The organism is Micromonospora sp. NPDC049171 (assembly GCF_040648275.1).
Lineage (GTDB): Bacteria > Actinomycetota > Actinomycetes > Mycobacteriales > Micromonosporaceae > Micromonospora.
Map to the genome: position 1 here is coordinate 150,400 of NZ_JBEZDJ010000004.1, position 18,226 is coordinate 168,625.

Below are 18,226 nucleotides of genomic sequence, written 5' to 3' on the forward strand. Positions count from 1 at the left end.
TCGGGAGGCCGGCCCTTTCTCGATCGACTCGGTTTCCGTGACGTCGCGGTTTCTGAATTACCGCGGCCTGTTATCCCGCCAGGCGCCAGCGGCCGTTGCGGGCCACCAGCGTGGTGAGCGCCTGCGGCATCAGACCGCTGTGGTTGTCCGGCGTCATTCGGATCGGGCCCGACAGGCCGTCCATCTGGGACGTTTCGAGCACGTCCCGAATGCCGGTACGGTTCACCTTCCCGGCCTCCCCGCCGGCGCGAAGTTCCGCGTCGGCGATCAGCTGGATGGCGTCCGCCGCGAAGGACGAGGACCCGTTGTACCCGCCGTAGCGTGCGGTGTAGTCCTGGAACCACTGCCGCCGCGCCGCCTTGGCCGGGGTCGTCGCGATCACGTCGTCGATCACCATCGTCTGGGTGAAGATCAGCGTGGCCCGCTCGGTCGCCCTGGCCGCCGCACCGAGGAAGAGGTCACCGGCCGCACCCGCGTCAAAGAAGAGGGACCCGCGGAAGGTGGTCTGCTGAGCGCTTGTGGCGGCCAGTGTCGCCTGCTCCGGCGGCGTCCAGAAGACCAGCGCGTCGAGCTTGGTCGCCGTGAGCTGTTGGATCTGCTGGCTGACGTCGGTGTCGGTGGTCTTGGCCCGCTGCTCGCGGAGCGTGATGTTGGCCTTGACCAACTCACTCCGGAGTGCGGCCGCGCCCTCCCGGCCGTAGTCGTCGTCGCTGAAGAGCGCACCCACCTTGCGGATGTTGTTGCGACGCAGTTCCGTGGTCAGCGCGGCAGCGCTGTCCGGGGCGTTGGGGCCGAGCTTGAACACGAAGCGCCGTTCCGCCGCCGGGCTGGCGATGGCGCCGGAAGCGGCGAGCGCAATGGTGGGAATCCGCTTCTCGTTGATGGTCCCAACCGCACCGACCGCGCATTCGTTACAGCCACCCATGATGATGGCGCTGACCCGAGAATCGCCGCTCAAGTCGACGATGTTGCGAAGTGACTCGGCCGGGTCGGAACGGTTGTCCTTCACCTTCAGCTCGATCTTCCGGTTGTTCAGTGCTCCGGAGGAGTTCAACTGGTCCCTCTTGAGTTCCAGCGCGCGCTGGTATGCCCGCCCGACGGGGGCGGCGGCGCCGGAGAGTTCGAGGTCGGCAGCGATCACGATCGGACTCGTGTCCTGCTCCGCCCCGCCGAACTGGCAGCCGGTGAGCGTGGTGGCCACTACGGCCGATGCGAGCGCCGCGATGGTCGCGGAGCGGATGGGGCTCAACTCAGTCCTCCAGGTGCGGGCGCGGGCGCTGCCCGGTCACCGCCGCTAATCCGTCCTCAGTGGAAGACGGGATCTCCTCTGCCGTACGGTGTGCGCGAAGCCTGCAAAACCTTGCCAATGGCCGGCGCTGTGGTCAAGCGCGGACCCCGGCAGCACTTTCGGGACGGCCATCCCACATGCTGGGGTAACGCAATGTTTGCAAAAGCTCACTTTGCATACACGCGTGACCACTCAGGAGTTACATGCCCTGTTCAGGGGCTTGCGGAAATGAAGGTATCAGTTGCCCGGATCACGGGATGCGCTCCGTCCGACCGTTTCCTACCTCACTGCGGCTTCCCAAACAGGATCTTCTCTGATGAAATCGCGGCCGTGCCGCGCGTGGTCCCCTCCGCTTACGGCATGGCTCGGCGGGTCAGGTGGGGAAGAAACGACGGAGGCGATGTCGTGAGCACCGGACCGACGACCCTGCCCGCGCTCGGCGACAGCGCACGGCCCACCCGCCGGCGGATGCCGCGACTGCGCGACGCCCGGATCCGGTCCAAGCTGGCGCTGATCCTGGTCGTCCCGGTGGCGGCGGTGATCGCGCTGGCCACGGTCCGGCTGATCTCCGTTGGCGAGGGTGCCTTCGACGCCACCCGAGCCCGGTCACTGACGGCGCTCTCCATCGACGTCAGCGCGCTCACCCAGGACCTCCAGGCCGAGCGGATGGCCGCGGCGGCCTACCTGGCCACCCCGCAGCAGCCGGCCGACGCGTACAACCTGCGGGTCCGCCAGACGCAACAGAAGGTGGACGAGTACCGCGCCGAGCGGGGCCGGATCGGCGAGGTGCCGGCGGCCCTGCGGGACCGGCTGGCCACCATCGACGACCACCTCGCCACTCTGGACGGCACCCGCCAGAAGGTGCTGGACCGCCGGCAGATGGCGGTCGCCGAGGCGGTGCTCCGCTACGGGGTCATCCTCACCGACCTGGTCGCCTACGGTGACGGCCTGGCCCAGCTGCCCGGCGACGAGAGCCTGTCGGACAGCCGCCGCGCGGTCTCCGCGTTCGCCCGCGCCAAGGCCTCCGTCGCCGAGGAGGAGGCGGTCGCCTTCACCGCGCTGACGGCGGGCCAACTCGACTCGGAGCAGTTCTCCTCCTTCGTGGCCACGCTGACCAGTCAGCAGGAGGCCCTGGTCGCCTTCTCCCTGGCCGCCGACCCGGTGCAGCGCGCCCTGGTCGACAGCACCGTCTCCGGTGACGCGGTCGGCCTGGCCGACCGGGTCGCCAACGACATCACCCGGTCGGTCGGGCAGCGCCCGCTGGTCACCGCGCAGGACGCCACCGCCGCCATCGGCGCCGTCAACGACCTGATGCGCTGGGCCGAGATCCAACTGCAGGACCGGCTGCTCCAGCAGGCCGACCAGGCCCGCTCGGACGTCATCCGGCAGGCCGCGATCGAGTCGATCCTGGTGCTGCTGACCCTGATCATCGCCGTGTCGCTGGCCGTGGTGCTGGCCCGCTCGCTCAACCACTCGCTGCGCCGGCTCCGTGAGGGTGCCCTCTCGGTGGCCAACCACGACCTGCCCGACGCGGTGCGGCGGCTGCAGACCATGGGCAGCGTGGGCGACGGCGGAGTGGAGGAGATCGTCCGCCAGGTGCGCGACCCGATCCAGCTCAACACCCGCGACGAGGTCGGTCAGGTGGCGTTGGCCTTCAACGTCGTCCACCGCGAGGCGGTGCGGGTCGCCGCCGAGCAGGCCGCGTTGCGGACCAGCGTCTCGGCGATGTTCCTCAACCTGGCACGTCGTAGTCAGACCCTGGTCGACCGGATGATCGGCGAGCTGGACGCGATCGAGCGCGGCGAGGAGGACCCGAAGCGGCTCGCGCAGCTCTTCGAGCTGGACCACCTGGCCACCCGAATGCGCCGCAACGACGAGAACCTGCTGGTCCTGGCCGGCGCCGACTCCGCCGTGCCGCGCCGCGACGACGCGCTTGTCGTGGACGTGCTGCGCGCCGCCCAGTCCGAGGTGGAGCTCTACAACCGCATCGAGTTCGGCACGGTGGACACCGACATCTCGGTGGCCGCGCACGCCGTCAACGACGTGGTACGCCTCGTCGCCGAACTGCTCGACAACGCCACCCGCTTCTCACCGCCGAACACCACCGTGGTCGCCGACGGGCGCCGGATCCGCGACTACGTGCTGATCCAGATCGAGGACCGTGGGCTCGGCCTCACCGACGAGCAGCTCGACTCGCTCAACCGCCGGCTGGCGGCCCCGCCGAGCGTCGACGTCGCCGCGTTCCGGCTGATGGGTCTGGCCGTGGTCAGTCGGCTCGCCTCCCGCTACGGCATCCGCGTGGAGCTGCGTCGCAACGTCGAGGGCGGCACCGTCGCCCAGGTGACGTTGCCCGCCACCACCGTGGTGCTGCCCAGCAGCCGGGGCCGCGACCAGGTGCTCACCCGGCCGCGTCAGCCGATGGCCGTGGAGCAGACGCCGCTCACCCCGGCCGGTCACCGCGAGCAGTACGCCGGTGCCGCGACCGCGGCGGCGACCCTGCCCGACCAGTGGCGCACCAACACGCCGGCTCCGGCCCAGTGGCAGTCCCCGCTGGACTCGCGGGACACCACCCCGGCCGTACAGGCGGGTGGCTTCGGCGCTACCCGCTCGCCGGCACCGGCCGCCCCGACACCCGTCGCCCCGCTCCCGCCGGCGCGGCCCGCGTTCGGCACCGGCGCGGGTGCCTCGGCGGGCGGCCCGACCGTGGCCTACCCGACCATCGATCCGCTGCCCCGACGCGGCGCGACCGCGGAGGCGGCGGACGGGCGCGGCGCCCCGGGTCTGCCGGTCGGCCCGGTCGCCGGCGCCGGCGCGGTGGCACCGCCGCCCGCGCCGTCGGTGCCCGCCGCACCGGTCACCAACCGGCCCGACTTCCCGGCCGAGGCGCCGATCTTCCGGGAGATGGAGGCGGTCTGGTTCCGGTCGCACGGCGACGACGCCACCGCGATCTTCACCCGGCCCTCGTTCGACGAGCCGCCAGCGCCCGCCGCCCCGGCCGACGCCGGCATGCGCACGGGCAGCAGCGGCCAGCCGAGTGCCGCGTCCGCGCCGACCACGGCACCGGCCCGACCGCCCCTGCCGACCCGCACCCCGGGCAGCTCCAACACCGACGGCACCACCACGCCGGGCACCGGGGGCCGTGGCAGCGCGACCACCGGCGGGTTCGGCACCCCGCCGTCGTACGCGCCGCCGCCGGCAGCCCGGCCGGCACCGGCCGCTCCCGCCACGCCTACCGCGCCCCCCGTGGACCCGGATGCCTGGCGGACGGCGGCGGACGAGGGCTGGTCCCGGGCCAGCCGGGCCGCCGAGCCGGCCCCCGCCGGGACCACCCGCTCCGGGCTGCCCAAGCGGGTGCCGCAGGCGCAGCTCGTGCCGGGTGGCATCGAACCGAAGAGCGGCCGGGACCGCAGCCGGCGGACCCCCGATGAAGTACGCGGTCTGTTGTCGGCCTACCACCGCGGTGTACAACGTGGTCGGACGGCCGGAACGGACCTGAACAGCACCTCGACCAAGGAGAGCCGATGAACAGGCCAGCTGCCATGCAGGACATGGGTTGGCTGCTCACCAACTTCGCCGACAGCGTGGCGGGCATCGCCCACGTGGTGGCGGTGTCCGCCGACGGGCTGCTGCTCGCGTCCTCCCGGGATCTACCGGGGGACCGGGCCGACCAGCTCGCCGCGATCACCTCCGGCGTGGTGAGCCTGACCGAGGGCGCTGCCCGGATGTTCAGCGCGGGCGGGGTGTTGCAGACAGTCATCGAGATGGACAGCGGATACCTCTTCCTGATGTCGATCAGCGACGGGTCGTCGATGGCCGTGCTGGCCGCGCGCAGCTGCGACGTGGGCCAGGTGGGTTACGAGATGGCGCTGCTGGTCGAGCGGGTGGGTGCCGCGCTGGTGCCGCTGCCGCGCGACGCGGTGCGCTCGTAGCACCGAGAAGAAGGCGCTCGGCCGCGCGCCGAGTCAGGAACGGGAGGCGGCACACAGCGGCTCCGCAGGGGACGAGGAGGTGATCGGGGATGGACCAACGGCGCGCTGACCCGCGTGGCGCGCTGGTGCGTCCGTACGCGGTCACCCGGGGTCGTACCGAGCCTCGGCAGGACATCGCCCTCGAGGCAGTCCTCACCGCGTCTCCCACCCAGGTTGCCGAGTCCCGCTTCGCCGGGCATGACAAGCACCGCATCGCCACGGTCTGTGAGGGCCGAGCACAGTCGCTGGCGGAGATCGCCGCGTACACCCGGATGCCGCTGGGCGTCGCCCGGGTGTTGGTCGCCGACATGGTGGCCGAGAGCCTGCTGACGTTACACACTGCTGCTCCCGCCGAGGGGTTCGAGGAGCGGATGGAACTGCTTGGAAGGGTGCTAAGTGGACTTCGCAGGCTATGACCCCGCTGGGGGGCGGCCAGGCCGGGGAATCGTCTCCGCTAAGATCGTCGTCGCGGGCGGCTTCGGCGTCGGCAAGACAACACTGGTCGGGGCGATCTCCGAGATCACACCGCTGACCACCGAGGCGTTGATGACCGCGGCGGGTGTCGGCATCGACGACCCGTCCAAGGTGCCGGGCAAGGAGACCACCACGGTCGCCATGGACTTCGGCCGGATCACCATGGCCCAGGACCTGATCCTGTACCTCTTCGGTACACCCGGTCAGACCCGGTTCTGGTTCATGTGGGACGAGATCATCCGAGGTGCGGTGGGTGCCGCCGTGCTGGTCGACACCCGCCGGATCACCGACGCGTTCGCCCCGCTGGACTACTTCGAGAACCGCAACCTGCCGTACGTGGTGGCGCTGAACCGGTTCGACGGTGCTCCCCAGTACGAGCTGGAGGAGGTCCGCGAGGCGCTGGCCATCTCGCCGCAGGTGCCGCTGGTGATGACCGACGCCCGGCACCGGGACTCGGTCAAGCAGGTGTTGGTGACTGTCGTCGAGCACGCCATGCTGCGCCTCCAGGCGGAGCACGGGCGAGGCTTCCCCACGCCGGTCGGCTGACGCGTGGCGTCACGGCCGGCACCCACCGGCCGGCCGTGACAGACGCGCGCTAGTCGACGCGGAGCCGGTAGCCGCGCTTCACGATTGTCTGCACCACGCGCGGCGCGCGCAGGCCAGCCCGGAGGCGGGCCACCGCCATCTCCACGGCATGCTCGTCCGCGCCCCGGGGCAGCGTCCGTAGCAGCGCCGTGCGGGACAGCACCCGGCCGGGGGACTGGGCCAGCGCCCGCAGCACCGCCATCGGGGCGGGGGCGAGCGGCCGCAACTCGCCGTCGATCACGGCGGCGTGCCCGCGCAGCGTGAGCAGGTGCCCGCCGGCCTTGAACGTCATGGTCCGGCGGGGCAGCTCGTCGACGATGGTCCGCACCAGAGCCCCCAGTCGAGCCCGGCCCGGCGCGCTCACCGGCACCCCGTAGCGCAGCAGCGGCTCGGCGGTCACCGCGCCGACGCAACTGGCCAGGACGTCACCGCGGAACGCGGACACCACCGCGTCGGTACGGTCCCCGGCCGCGCGCAGGAGTGCCTCGACCGCGGGTGCCGAGGTGAACGTCACCGCGTCCACCAACCGGCTGGTGATCAGGTCGATCAACCGGTGCAGCGGCGCCGGGTCGGTCGGCGGGGCCCAGCGGTAGACCGGCACCTCGATCACCGTGGCGCCGGCCGCCTCCAACGCGAGAGTGCACTCGGGCTGCCGCTCACCGTGCAGCTGCATGGCGACCACCTGCCCGGCCACGCCGCGTCGGCGCAGGTGGTCGACGACCTCCTCGCAGCTCTCCGAGGCTGGTGACCACTGGTCGTGCAAACCGGCCGCACGAATCGCGCCGCGCGCCTTCGGGCCCCGGGCCACCACGTACGAGTTGGCCAGCACCGAACGCAGCGGCTCGGCCAGCCCCCAGCCCTCGGCCGCCTCCAGCCACCCGCGCATGCCGATGCCGGTGTTGGCCATCAGGATGTCCGGCGGTTGGTCGAGGCAGGCGCGGGTCGCCTCGCGCAGCTCGGTGTCGTCGGACAGCGGCACGATCCGCAGTGCCGGGGCGAGCACCACCCGCGCACCCCGCCGTTCGAGCAGCGCCGCCAACTCGTCGCGCCGCCGGTCGGCGGTCACCCCGATGGTGAAGCCCGCCAATTCTTCCCGCATCAACCCTCCTGTCGCAGCCGCACCTCGACCAGCCCGTCGCGGCAGCGCACGTCGTGCCGCCGCACGGTAACCCCCGGCAGGTCGAGGCAGTCCCCGCTGCGCAGGTCGTACACCTGCTTGTGCAGCGGTGAGGCGACCGTCGGTACTCCGCCGCGGCTGCCGACGATGCCCCGGGACAGCACGTACGCCCCGGAGACCGGGTCGCGGTTGTCGATCGCGAACAGCCCGTCGGTGGTTCGGAAGAGGGCGACCTGCACCCCGTCGACCAGGGCGGCGGCGCCCCGATCCGGGTCCAACCGGTCGAGGGGACAGACGGTGGTCCAGGGCAGCGTGATGGTCTGGGTCATCGCCGTACCTCCGGTAGGCCGAGGGTGACCGGTTGCCGACGGTGCCCGTCGATCGGCTCGGATCCGGTCGGGGGGTGGTCGTGTACGGGCACCGGCTGGCCGCGTTCCCGGCCGAAGGTGATCGACGGGTCGGGCACGTCGGGGGCGTTGACGAAGGAGGTGTAGCGGCGCAGCCGATCCGGGTCGTCGAGCACGTCGCGCCACTCGTCGGAGTACGTCGCCACGTGCCGGGCCATCGCCGCGTCCAGCTCGGCGCAGAGCCCCAGCGAGTCGTCCACGATCACGGCGCGCAGGTGGTCCAGGCCGCCGTCCATCGCCTCGATCCAGCCGGCGGTGCGTTGCAGCCGGTCGGCGGTGCGGATGTAGTAGATCAAAAACCTGTCGATAAGCGTGATCAGCGCCTCGGTGGACAAGTCAGTGGCGAACAGGTCTGCGTGCCGGGGCCGGAAGCCGCCGTTGCCACCGACGTAGAGATTCCAGCCGGTCTCGGTGGCGATGATGCCGAAGTCCTTGCTGCGTGCCTCCGCGCACTCGCGGGCGCAACCGGAGACCGCGGACTTGAGCTTGTGCGGGGCGCGCAGCCCCCGATAGCGCAGCTCCAACGCGACGGCCAGTCCCACCGAGTCCTGCACCCCGTACCGGCACCAGGTCTCGCCCACGCAGGACTTCACCGTGCGCAGCGCCTTGCCGTACGCGTGGCCGGACTCGAAACCGGCGTCCACCAGCCGCCGCCAGATCTGCGGCAACTGCTCCACCCGCGCACCGAACAGGTCGATCCGCTGCCCGCCGGTGATCTTCGTGTAGAGCTGGAAGTCCCGGGCGACCTCGCCGATCACGATCAGCTTCTCCGGGGTGATCTCGCCGCCCGGGATTCGGGGCACCACCGAGTAGCTGCCGTCGCGTTGCAGGTTGGCCAGGAAGTGGTCGTTGGTGTCCTGCAACGACGCCTGCTCACCGTCGAGCACGTGCCCGGTGCCCAGCGACGCGAGGATCGACGCCACCACCGGCTTGCAGATGTCGCAGCCGCGCCCCTGCCCGTGCTCGGCGATGAGCTGGGAGAAGGTGCGGATGCCGCGCACGCGGACGATCTCGAACAGCTCCCGTCGGCTGACGTCGAAATGCTCGCAGAGGGCACTGGACTGCACCACCCCGGCCGCGTCCAGCAGCTGCTTGAGCATCGGCACACAGGACCCGCAACTGGTGCCGGCCCTGGTGCACGCCTTCAACGCCGGCACGTCGGCGCAACCGTCGGCGATGGCGGCGTCCACGTCGCCGCGGGTCACCGCGTTGCAGGAGCAGACCTGGGCGGCGGCGGGCAACGCGCCGGCGTCCGCGCCACCGCCCTCCGGGGCGAGCAACGCCAGTGGCGCGGCCGGCAGTGGACCGCCCACGCTGGCTCGCAGCGTCGGGTACGCGCTGGCATCGCCGACCAACACCCCACCGAGCAGGGTGTGCGCGTCGTCGGAGAGGACCAGCTTCGCGTAGACCCGGGTGGCCGGGTCAGTGAACGTGACGTCCAGGCAGCCCGGGGTCGTGCCGTGGGCGTCACCGAACGAGGCCACGTCGACGCCGAGCAGCTTGAGCTTGGTGGCGGTGTCCGCGCCCGGGAAGGTCGCCGCGCCACCGACCAGCCGGTCGGCCACCACCTCGGCCGTCGCGTACCCCGGCGCGACCAGGCCGTGGCAGGTGCCGTCGACTGCCGCGCACTCACCGACCGCCCAGATCCGCTCGTCGGCGCTGCGGCACGTCTCGTCGACGAGCACCCCACCGCGCGGACCCACCGGCAGACCGGACGTCCGGGCCAGCTCGTCGCGTGGCCGGATGCCGGCGGCCACCACCACCAGCTCGGCGTCGACCGCGTTGCCGTCGGAGAGTTCCAGGGCGGCGACCGCGCCGTCCGGGCCGGGCCGGATCGCCGTGGTGGCCACTCCGAGATGGGTTCGCACGCCCAGGTCGTCGACGTAGCGGCGGAGCATCGCACCGCCGGCCTGGTCCACCTGTACGGGCATCAACCGGGGCGCGAACTCGACCACGTCGGTGCTCAGACCGAGCAGCCGCAGGGCGTTCGCCGCCTCCAGACCGAGCAGCCCACCGCCGATCACCGCGCCGACCCGCCGGCCCCGCGCGTACTCCCGGATCGCGGCCAGGTCGTCCAGGGTCCGGTAGACGAAGACGCCGGGCAGGTCGGCCCCGGGCACCGGCGGCACGAACGGGTACGACCCGGTGGCCAACACCAGCGCGTCGTAGCGGTACTCGCCCACGGCGGTGGTCACCACCTGCCGCTCCCGGTCGAGGGCGGTGACCGGCTCACCGAGGCGCAGCCGCACCCCCTCGTGCGGGGTGTGCACGTTGAGCTCGTCCTCGCTCACCCCGTCGAAGTACGCCGAGAGCCGCACCCGGTCGTACGCCGGACGCCCCTCCTCGGCCAGCACGGTCACGCGCCAGTGCCCCTGCGGGTCCCGGGCGCGCAGCGCGTCGACGAACCGCTGCCCGACCATGCCGTTGCCGATGACGACCAGTTCGCCGCCGTTCATCGCGTCACCTCCACCGATTCCGCCTGGCTGAGCCAGTCGACGATGCCGCCCACCGCGTCGCGGCAACCGCCGCATCCGGTGCCGGCCCGGGTCGCGGCCGTCACCGCGTCGACCGTGCGGGCCCCGGAACGCCAACTGCGCACCAGAGCGCCCTTGCTCACCGAGTTGCACTGACAGACCGTGGCCCCGTCCGGCATCAGTGCCGGAGTCGCGGCCGGTGTCGCGCCAACCGTGCCGAGTGCCCGGCCCAGCAGGAGTGCCCGCCGGTCGGTCGGCACCGGGTGGCCGCGGTCGAAGAGTTGGATCACCGTGCCGACGGCCGGGTTGTCGCCGAGCAGGATCGCCCCGACCAGCCGCTCGTCCTGGATGCGCAACCGGGCGTACGTGCCCCGGCTCGGGTCGGCGAAGGTCAGCTCCTCACCCGGCCCGCCGCCCACCGGGTCACCCATCGACGCCAGGTCGATCCCGGCGGCCTTGAGCCGGGTCACCACCGGCCGGGGTCGGTAGCGGGCCAGCGGGTCGGTCCCGGTGAGCACGTCGGCGAGCACCCGGGCCTGGGCCCAGGCGGGTGCGACAAGCCCGGTGAGCACGCCGTCGTGCTCGGCGCAGTCGCCGATCGCCGAGATGGACCGGTCGCTGGTGCGGAGCCGGTCGTCCACGATCACGCCCCGGCCGACGCTCAACCCGGCCGCCTGCGCCAGGGCGGTGTCCGGGCGGACGCCGCAGGAGAGCACCAGCAGGTCGGCGTGCAGCGTCCGACCGTCGGCCAGGTCGAGGCGGACGCCGGTGGCGTCCGCGGCCACGCCGATCGCCGGCACCGCCAGCTGGATGGTGACGCCGAGACCGGCGAGCGTGCCGGCGAGCACCGCACCGGCCGCCGGGTCGAGCTGCCGTTCCATCAGGTGCCCGCGTGGGTGCACCACGGTCGTGGTCAGCCCGCGGGCGGCGAGGCCGCGGGCGGCCTCCAACCCGAGCAGGCCACCACCGAGCACCAGCGCGCTGCGGGCGCCGTCCGCCGCGGCGAGGATCCGTCGGCAGTCGTCCAGGGTACGGAAGGGGACCACCCGCTCCGGCAGGTCGGCCGGGTCGAGGCCGGGCAGTGGCGGCACCACCGCCCGCGCCCCGGTGGCCAGCACCAGGTGGTCGTAGCCGATGCGTTCGCCGTCGGCGGTATGGACCTCCCGGGCGGACCTGTCGACTCCGGTCACCGGTACGCCGGTGCGCAGGTCGATGCCGTGCCCGGCGGCCTCGGTCAGCTCCACGTCCGGCTCGTCGACCCGGCCGGCCAGCAGGGTGGAGAGCATGATCCGGTTGTACGCCCGGTGCGGCTCCGCCCCGAGCACGGTGACCTTCCGGTCGCCCTCCCGGGCGTGCAGCTCTCCGGCGAGGCGGGCACCCGCCATCCCGTTGCCGACGATCACCACCCGGGCGGTCATGCCTTCTCCACCCGGACCGCGCAGATCTTGAACTCGGGCATCCCGGAGATCGGGTCGACCGCGTCGTTGGTCACCGAGTTGGCTCGCCCGGCCCCCGCGTAGTGGAACGGGGCGAACACCGTGTCCGGTCGGATCCCGGCGCTGAGTCGGGCCGGGGCGCACAACTCGCCTCGGCGCGAGGTGACCCGCACCGGGTCTCCGTCGTCGACGCCCAACCGGGCGGCCAGGTCGGGGTGCAGCTCGACGAATGCCTCACCGGCAGCGCGGCGTAGCGCGGCCACCCGGCGGGTCTGGGTGCCGGACTGGTACTGCGCCAGCACGCGGCCGGTGGTGAAGTGCAGTGGGTACGCGGCGCTGACCTCCTCGGCGGCGGGCCGGTGGTCGACGGGGTGGAACCGGGCTCGGCCGTCCGGGGTGGCGAACCGGTCGGCGAAGAGCCGCGGCGTGTCCGGCCCGTCCTCGGTCGGGCAGGGCCAGTAGACGCCGTCGTCGGCGTCGATCCGGGCCCAGCTGATGCCGGCGTAGTCGGCGGCCCCGCCGGCCGAGGCGCGGCGCAACTCGGCGAAGACGGCGGCCGGATCGGCGGGGAACCGCGTCGCCGCGACGTCGGTGTCCGTTGCTTCGGCGGACGCCAGCCGGGCCGCGAGGTCGGAGATGATGGCCAGGTCGGTCCGGACGTCCGGCGGGGGCGGGCGGAGCGCGCGCCGACGCAGCACCCGACCCTCCAGGTTGGTCATGGTGCCGTCCTCCTCGGCCCACTGCGCCGTGGGCAGCACCACGTCCGCGAGCGCGGCCGTCTCGGAGAGCAGCAGGTCCGCGACGACCAGCAGGTCGAGGTCGCGCAGCCGGCTCTCGATCCGTGCCGCCCGGGGGGCGGAGATCACCGGGTTCGAGCCGAACACCAGCAACGCCCGGGGGCCGGCCGGTGTGCCGAGTGAGTCGAGCAGTTGGTAGGCCGGCACACCAGGACCGGGCAGCTCGTCGGCCGGCACTCCCCAGACGCCCGCCACGTGCTCGCGGGCCACCGGGTCGTCGATCTTCCGGTAGCCGGGGAGTTGGTCGGCCTTCTGCCCGTGCTCCCGCCCACCCTGGCCGTTGCCCTGGCCGGTGAGACAGCCATAACCCGAGCCGTCGCGACCGGGCAGACCGAGGGCGAGGGCGAGATTGACGTACGCGCTGACGGTGTCCACGCCCTTGGCGTGCTGCTCGGCACCACGGGCGGTCAGGATGATCACTCGACCGCCGGTGCCCAGCGCCCGGGCGGTCGCCTCCAGGTCGGCCACCGGCACCCCGGAGAGTTGTTCGGCGCGGGCCGGCCACCAGGCGGCGACGCTGCGGCGGACCGCCTCGAACCCGGAGGTGCGTTCGGCCACGTACTCCCGGTCGATCCAACCCTCGGTGAGGGCGATGTGCAGCAGTGCGTTGGCCACCGCGAGATCGGTGCCGGGCAGTGGTTGCAGGTGCAGGTCGGCCTGGCGGGCGGTGGCGGTGACCCGGGGGTCGACGACGATCAGTTGACCCCCGTTGCCGCGCTGCTCGGTGAGCCAGCGCACGAGCGGCGGCATGGTCTCCGCCGGGTTCGCGCCGACCAGCAGCAAGGTGTCGGCCCGGCCCAGGTCGGAGAGCGGGAACGGCAGCCCTCGGTCGATGCCGAAGGCGCGCATCCCGGCGGCTGCCGCCGAGGACATGCAGAACCGTCCGTTGTAGTCGATGTGCCGGGTGCGGAGCCCGATCCGGGCGAACTTCCCCAACGCGTACGCCTTCTCGTTGGTCAGGCCGCCGCCGCCGAAGACGGCGACCGCGTCCCGGCCGGCATTGTCCTGCACCGCGCGGATGCCCGCGACGACCCGATCGAGGGCGACGTCCCAGCTTGCCGGGTGCAGCGCACCGGTGGCGGGGTCGCGCACCAGGGGGGTGGTCAGCCGCTCCGGGTGGTCGAGCAACTCGGCGGAGGTCCAGCCCTTCTGGCAGAGCCCGCCCCGGTTGGTGGGGAACTGGCGGGGATGGACCGTCACCCCGGTGTCGTCCTCGCGTAGCACCATCCCGCACTGAAGCGCGCAGTACGGACAGTGCGTCGCCACCTGCCGGGGTGTGGACCCCGGTCGAGTTGCCGACCGTGCACCGTCTGTCATGTCGGCAAAGCGTGCCGCCAGGCCGTTTCCAGTCCGGGTCCCTTCTGTTTCGGTCCTGTCAAGTGGGGCTCACACCGCACCGGGGCAGCGGGCGTGGCGGATGGGTGGTGTCGGCCGACCTGCCGTTCGCCATCCGTGGCCCGAGCCGCCCACGTCCCACGCAGCGGGCAGTGCGGTGCTTGTCCCGCTCGTCTCGCTTACCATGTGGGAAAATCGTCTCATTAAATGGGAGTGTGCGATGGGTGTGGTGGACGTCTTCGACGCGGTGGCCGGCACCTACGACGAGGAGCGCCGGCGACTGATTCCCTGCTTCGACGCCTTCTACGGCACCGCCGTCCAGGTGGCCGCTCCACCGCTGCGCGCCGCGCTCGCCGCCGGGCGTACCCCGGAGGTGTTGGATCTGGGCGCCGGCACCGGCCTGCTCTCGCTGCTGCTCGCCGCGGCGGTGCCCGGAGTCCGGCTGACCCTGGTGGACGGAGCGCCGGCGATGCTCGCGCGCGCCACCGAGCAGCTGCGCGACCGGGACGTGCCGCACCGGTCCGTGCTGGCCGACCTGTCCGGCGAGCTGCCGCCGGGCCGGTACGACGCGGTGGTCAGCGCGCTGGCGATCCACCACCTGGACGACGCCGGCAAGCAGGCGCTCTACCGGCGGGCCGCCAACGCGCTGGCACCGGGCGGGGTGTTCGTCAACGCCGAGCAGGTCGCCGGGCCGACCCCGGAGCTGGAGCGGCGCTACGACGAGGTGTGGATGGAACGGATCGCCGAGCTGGGCGCGTCCCCCGAGGAGATCGCCGGCTCCCGGGGGCGGATGCGGCACGACCTGCCGGCGACCGTCACCGACCAGTGCCGGTGGCTCGCCGAGGCCGGCCTGGTCGACGTCGACTGTTACTTCAAGGAGTGGCGCTTCGCGGTGTTCGGCGGTCGGGCCCGGTGACCTGAGCCGGAATGGGCGTTTCGACGCCGAAGGTGGGTGTGTGCCCCACGGGGATGACTGACGGTCATACCGCTGGGTAGTCTCAGCGGCATGACTGCCAAGGTGACTCTGTCGTTTACCGACGAGACGATCGAGGAGGCGCGGCGGTTCGCCAAGCGCGAGGGGCTGTCGCTCTCCGCCTGGATGGACCAGGCCGCCCGCGAGAAGGCGCTGCGCGAGGTCTTCACCGCGCACGCCGCCGCCGTGGGCCGCGCCGGCCTGGACCTGGAGTCCGCCGCACTCGCCGACGCCCGCGAGGTGGGCATGGTCAACGACCTGCTCTCCGGCGGACGACCGCGTGCTGCGTAGGGGAGAGGTCTGGCGCATCGAGGGCGCCCGGGAACGCCTCGGCCTCGTGATCAGCTCGGACGTCTACAACTCCACAGACGTGCCCATCGTGATCGTGGTCGAGGTGGTCGAGGAGTCGCTGCTGCGCGACTCGCCGCTCGCCGTGGCGATGGGCCGGTACGTGGTGATGCCCGACCGCATATCATCGCCGATGAAGAAGTGGTTCACCGACTGCGTGGACGTCGCCGACACCGACACCATGCTCCGGGTCGGCCGCGCGCTGCGCATCCTCCAACAACTCTGACCGCGCGCCCGGGCGGCACGCGCTCACCATCGCCACCGGCCCGTCGTGCGGTCCCTGTTTCCGGGCCGACCCAGGACGGGCACTGCCAGGTAATCAGGCGTTCCTAGCGTTTCTCCTCGTCACATCGACGAGAAGGAGCCGCCGTGAGCACGCTCACCAGCACCGCAGTCACCGCCGCGCCGCCGGCCGCCACCGCGCGCGGGCGGCGGCTCGACGACTGGCGTCCCGAGGACCCCGACTTCTGGCAGACGACCGGCGCGCCGATCGCCCGGCGCAACCTCTGGGTCTCGATCTTCGCCGAGCACGTCGGCTTCTCGGTGTGGAGCCTCTGGTCGGTGACGGTGCTCTTCCTCGGCCCCGCGTACGGCATCGACCCGGCCGGGAAGTTCCTGCTCACCGCCATCCCGGCGGCACTGGGGGCGGTGTTGCGGCTGCCCTACACGCTGGCGGTGGCCCGGTTCGGCGGGCGGCGTTGGACGACCATCAGCGCCCTGCTGCTGCTGGTGCCCACGGTGCCGATGACGGTGTTGCTGGAGCCCGGGGTGTCCTACACCACCCTGATGGTGCTCGCCTGCCTCACCGGCGTCGGTGGCGGCAACTTCGCCTCCTCGATGGCGAACATCAACCTGTTCTACCCGCAGCGACTCAAGGGCCGGGCCCTCGGGCTCAACGCCGGGGGTGGCAACCTCGGCGTACCCGCGGTGCAGTTGGTCGGGCTGGCGGTCCTCGCCACCGCCGGTGCCGCGTACCCCCGGTTGGTCCCGGCGGTCTACCTGCCGCTGATCGTGCTGGCCGCGCTGGCCGCGACCCGCTGGTTGGACACCGTGCCCGGGGCGCGCAACGAGCCGGGCGCGCTGCGCGAGGCGGCCCGCGACCCGCACACCTGGGTCATGTCGCTGCTCTACATCGGCACCTTCGGCTCGTTCATCGGGTTCGGGTTCGCCTTCGGTCAGGTGCTCCAACTCCAGTTCGCCGAGCGGTTCCCCACCCCGGTCGACGCGGCCTGGCTGACCTTTCTCGGCCCGCTGATCGGCTCGCTGATCCGGCCGCTGGGCGGGCACCTCGCCGACCGGTTGGGCGGCTCCCGGGTGACCTTCTGGAACTTCGTGGCGATGGCCGCCGGCGCGGGCACCGTCCTGTACGCGGCCCGGGAGCAGTCGTTCGGGCTCTACCTGGCCGGGTTCCTCGCCCTCTTCGTCTTCTCCGGCATCGGCAACGGCTCCACCTACAAGATGATCCCGGCGATCTTCCGGGCCCGGGCGGCGGAGTCGGTGGCCGACGGCCGGCGCGATCCGGAGGACGCCGCTCGTTGGGCGCGGCGGATGACCGGCGCGTTGATCGGCATCGCGGGTGCGATCGGCGCCTCCGGTGGGGTGCTCGTCAACATCGCGTTCCGCCAGTCGTTCCTCGGCTCCGGCAACGCCGACGCCGCCTACGTGGCCTTCATCGGCTGGTACGCGCTGTGCTTCGCGGTCACCTGGGTCGTCTACCGTCGTCCGGGTGCCGACCGGCTCGCCAGCGTGTGAGCTGGGCCACCCTCGGCGAGTCGCCGGGCGGCACCGCACCCCCGTTTTGACCTGCGGACACCGCGCCGGGTATCGTTGCCTGCTGTTGTACGACATCCAGAGGCGTGCCCTATCAGGTACGCTTGGTCGTTCGTGCGCGCTGGTCCGGCCTGCAAGATCTGGTCACCTCGGCGCGCGACCCCAGACCGACGACGAGACAAGGTAGACCTGTGCGTACGTACAGCCCGAAGCCGGGTGAGATCGAGCGTCAGTGGCACGTCATCGACGCCTCTGATGTCGTGCTGGGCCGCCTGGCCACCCACGCCGCCACGTTGCTGCGTGGTAAGCACAAGCCGACTTTCGCGCCGCACGTCGACACGGGCGACTTTGTCGTCATCGTGAACGCGGGCAAGGTTGCGTTGACCGGCAACAAGCGCCAGACCAAGGTTGCTTACCGCCACTCCGGTTACCCGGGTGGTCTGAAGCAGATCGGCTACGACGAGCTGCTGACCAAGCGCCCCGAGCGGGCCATCGAGCTGGCTGTGAAGGGGATGCTCCCGCACAACAAGCTCGGCCGTCAGCTGATCAAGAAGCTGAAGGTGTACGCCGGTGCCGAGCACCCGCACCTCGCGCAGCAGCCGGTGCCGTTCGAGATCAAGCAGATCGCGCAGTGAGCGCGGGCGAAGGAAGCAGCATGACCGACATCACCACCGAGCCCGAGGTTGCCCAGGAAGCCCCTGAGGCCCCTGAGGCCACCGAGGCGCCCGCGCCCGTCGCCCGCGCGCCTCGTGGTGACCGGCCGATCCAGACCGTGGGCCGCCGCAAGGAGGCCATCGTCCGGGTCCGTATCGTCCCGGGCACCGGCAAGATCACCTGCAACGGCCAGGACCTCGAGGCGTACTTCCCGAGCAAGGTGCACCAGCAGCTCATCAAGGACCCGCTGGTCACCGCCGAGAAGCTCGAGCAGTTCGACATCATCGCCAACCTGCGGGGCGGCGGCACCACCGGCCAGGCCGGTGCGTTGCGGCTGGGCATCGCCCGCGCGCTGATCGTCAACGAGCCCGATGACCGCCCGGCCCTGAAGAAGGCCGGCTTCCTCACCCGGGACGCCCGGGTCAAGGAGAGCAAGAAGTACGGCCTCAAGAAGGCCCGTAAGGCTCCCCAGTACTCGAAGCGCTGATCTTTTCCAGCGCGTTGTACTTCTGACGGACGGCCGGTTCGCCTCCCCCCGATTCGGGGGAGGCAGCCGGCCGTTTCGCTTTCTCCACTTCGGCAGCGCACCACGGAGGTTGG

Annotated in this window: 16 protein-coding genes; 10 read left to right on the top strand and 6 right to left on the bottom strand. The window is 72.1% G+C overall.

What is annotated here, in order from left to right; translation table 11 throughout:
• Positions 1-70 precede the first annotated feature (70 nt).
• Complete coding sequence (locus AB0B14_RS07060; RefSeq protein ID WP_357078753.1) at positions 71-1,249, bottom strand: ABC transporter substrate-binding protein; 1,179 nt, start codon at positions 1,247-1,249, stop codon at positions 71-73.
• 444 nt (positions 1,250-1,693) lie between these two features.
• Between AB0B14_RS07060 and AB0B14_RS07065 the strand changes: the two genes are divergently transcribed.
• The 4 genes from AB0B14_RS07065 to AB0B14_RS07080 all read left to right on the top strand — a co-directional run bounded on the left by AB0B14_RS07065 (position 1,694) and on the right by AB0B14_RS07080 (position 6,276).
• The gene (locus AB0B14_RS07065; RefSeq protein ID WP_357078756.1) at positions 1,694-4,813 is read left to right on the top strand and encodes a sensor histidine kinase; all 3,120 of its coding nucleotides are present in this window, start codon (positions 1,694-1,696) and stop codon (positions 4,811-4,813) included.
• Positions 4,810-5,217, top strand: coding sequence for a roadblock/LC7 domain-containing protein (locus AB0B14_RS07070; RefSeq protein ID WP_007465177.1), 408 nt, complete (start codon positions 4,810-4,812; stop codon positions 5,215-5,217). Before AB0B14_RS07065 ends, AB0B14_RS07070 begins: the two co-directional genes overlap by 4 nt.
• Before the next feature lie 89 nt (positions 5,218-5,306).
• Positions 5,307-5,672, top strand: coding sequence for a DUF742 domain-containing protein (locus AB0B14_RS07075; protein WP_007465174.1), 366 nt, complete (start codon positions 5,307-5,309; stop codon positions 5,670-5,672).
• Positions 5,653-6,276, top strand: coding sequence for an ATP/GTP-binding protein (locus tag AB0B14_RS07080; protein ID WP_184178649.1), 624 nt, complete (start codon positions 5,653-5,655; stop codon positions 6,274-6,276). The genes AB0B14_RS07075 and AB0B14_RS07080 overlap by 20 nt, the downstream gene beginning before the upstream one ends.
• Before the next feature lie 49 nt (positions 6,277-6,325).
• Here the strand turns inward: AB0B14_RS07080 and AB0B14_RS07085 are convergent, their stop codons facing one another.
• The 5 genes from AB0B14_RS07085 to AB0B14_RS07105 are packed head-to-tail and all read right to left on the bottom strand — an operon-like array spanning position 6,326 to position 13,863.
• A complete protein-coding gene (locus AB0B14_RS07085) occupies positions 6,326-7,414 on the bottom strand; it encodes a uroporphyrinogen-III synthase (protein WP_357078759.1) in 1,089 nt (362 codons plus the stop codon).
• The gene (gene nirD, locus AB0B14_RS07090; protein ID WP_357521770.1) at positions 7,414-7,761 is read right to left on the bottom strand and encodes a nitrite reductase small subunit NirD; all 348 of its coding nucleotides are present in this window, start codon (positions 7,759-7,761) and stop codon (positions 7,414-7,416) included. The genes AB0B14_RS07085 and nirD overlap by 1 nt, the downstream gene beginning before the upstream one ends.
• Positions 7,758-10,295 (bottom strand): nitrite reductase large subunit NirB, encoded by a 2,538-nt coding sequence (gene nirB, locus AB0B14_RS07095; protein ID WP_357078765.1) that lies wholly within the window; start codon positions 10,293-10,295, stop codon positions 7,758-7,760. Before nirB ends, nirD begins: the two co-directional genes overlap by 4 nt.
• Positions 10,292-11,731: an FAD-dependent oxidoreductase gene (locus AB0B14_RS07100; protein ID WP_357078768.1), complete on the bottom strand. Its 1,440-nt coding sequence runs from the start codon at positions 11,729-11,731 to the stop codon at positions 10,292-10,294. Before AB0B14_RS07100 ends, nirB begins: the two co-directional genes overlap by 4 nt.
• Positions 11,728-13,863: a molybdopterin oxidoreductase family protein gene (locus tag AB0B14_RS07105; RefSeq protein ID WP_357078771.1), complete on the bottom strand. Its 2,136-nt coding sequence runs from the start codon at positions 13,861-13,863 to the stop codon at positions 11,728-11,730. The genes AB0B14_RS07100 and AB0B14_RS07105 overlap by 4 nt, the downstream gene beginning before the upstream one ends.
• A 238-nt stretch (positions 13,864-14,101) precedes the next feature.
• On the opposite strand from AB0B14_RS07105, the gene AB0B14_RS07110 reads away from it, so the two are divergent.
• The 6 genes from AB0B14_RS07110 to rpsI all read left to right on the top strand — a co-directional run bounded on the left by AB0B14_RS07110 (position 14,102) and on the right by rpsI (position 18,113).
• The gene (locus AB0B14_RS07110) at positions 14,102-14,797 is read left to right on the top strand and encodes a class I SAM-dependent methyltransferase (protein ID WP_357521772.1); all 696 of its coding nucleotides are present in this window, start codon (positions 14,102-14,104) and stop codon (positions 14,795-14,797) included.
• Between the two features lie 90 nt (positions 14,798-14,887).
• Entirely contained in the window at positions 14,888-15,145 is a 258-nt protein-coding gene (locus tag AB0B14_RS07115; protein ID WP_088950199.1) for a DUF6364 family protein, read from the top strand.
• Positions 15,135-15,428 carry a hypothetical protein gene (locus AB0B14_RS07120; RefSeq protein WP_354823974.1) on the top strand — a complete coding sequence of 98 codons (294 nt, stop codon included), beginning with the start codon at positions 15,135-15,137 and terminating at the stop codon, positions 15,426-15,428. The genes AB0B14_RS07115 and AB0B14_RS07120 overlap by 11 nt, the downstream gene beginning before the upstream one ends.
• Before the next feature lie 143 nt (positions 15,429-15,571).
• The gene (locus tag AB0B14_RS07125) at positions 15,572-16,954 is read left to right on the top strand and encodes a nitrate/nitrite transporter (protein ID WP_357078779.1); all 1,383 of its coding nucleotides are present in this window, start codon (positions 15,572-15,574) and stop codon (positions 16,952-16,954) included.
• A 209-nt stretch (positions 16,955-17,163) separates the two neighbouring features.
• Positions 17,164-17,607, top strand: a complete 444-nt coding sequence (gene rplM / locus AB0B14_RS07130; protein WP_053653864.1) for a 50S ribosomal protein L13 — start codon at positions 17,164-17,166, stop codon at positions 17,605-17,607.
• Between the two features lie 20 nt (positions 17,608-17,627).
• Positions 17,628-18,113: a 30S ribosomal protein S9 gene (rpsI, locus tag AB0B14_RS07135; RefSeq protein WP_357078783.1), complete on the top strand. Its 486-nt coding sequence runs from the start codon at positions 17,628-17,630 to the stop codon at positions 18,111-18,113.
• The last annotated feature ends 113 nt before the right edge of the window (positions 18,114-18,226 follow it).

What these genes read in the sequence shown, in the direction of transcription:
- AB0B14_RS07070 (WP_007465177.1), top strand. Translation starts at nt 4,810, where the DNA reads ATGAACAGGCCAGCTGCCATGCAGGACATGGGTTGGCTGCTCACCAAC.
- AB0B14_RS07075 (WP_007465174.1), top strand. Translation starts at nt 5,307, where the DNA reads ATGGACCAACGGCGCGCTGACCCGCGTGGCGCGCTGGTGCGTCCGTAC.
- AB0B14_RS07085 (WP_357078759.1), bottom strand. Translation starts at nt 7,414, where the DNA reads ATGCGGGAAGAATTGGCGGGCTTCACCATCGGGGTGACCGCCGACCGG.
- nirD (WP_357521770.1), bottom strand. Translation starts at nt 7,761, where the DNA reads ATGACCCAGACCATCACGCTGCCCTGGACCACCGTCTGTCCCCTCGAC.
- nirB (WP_357078765.1), bottom strand. Translation starts at nt 10,295, where the DNA reads ATGAACGGCGGCGAACTGGTCGTCATCGGCAACGGCATGGTCGGGCAG.
- AB0B14_RS07100 (WP_357078768.1), bottom strand. Translation starts at nt 11,731, where the DNA reads ATGACCGCCCGGGTGGTGATCGTCGGCAACGGGATGGCGGGTGCCCGC.
- AB0B14_RS07105 (WP_357078771.1), bottom strand. Translation starts at nt 13,863, where the DNA reads ATGACAGACGGTGCACGGTCGGCAACTCGACCGGGGTCCACACCCCGG.
- AB0B14_RS07110 (WP_357521772.1), top strand. Translation starts at nt 14,102, where the DNA reads ATGGGTGTGGTGGACGTCTTCGACGCGGTGGCCGGCACCTACGACGAG.
- AB0B14_RS07115 (WP_088950199.1), top strand. Translation starts at nt 14,888, where the DNA reads ATGACTGCCAAGGTGACTCTGTCGTTTACCGACGAGACGATCGAGGAG.
- rpsI (WP_357078783.1), top strand. Translation starts at nt 17,628, where the DNA reads ATGACCGACATCACCACCGAGCCCGAGGTTGCCCAGGAAGCCCCTGAG.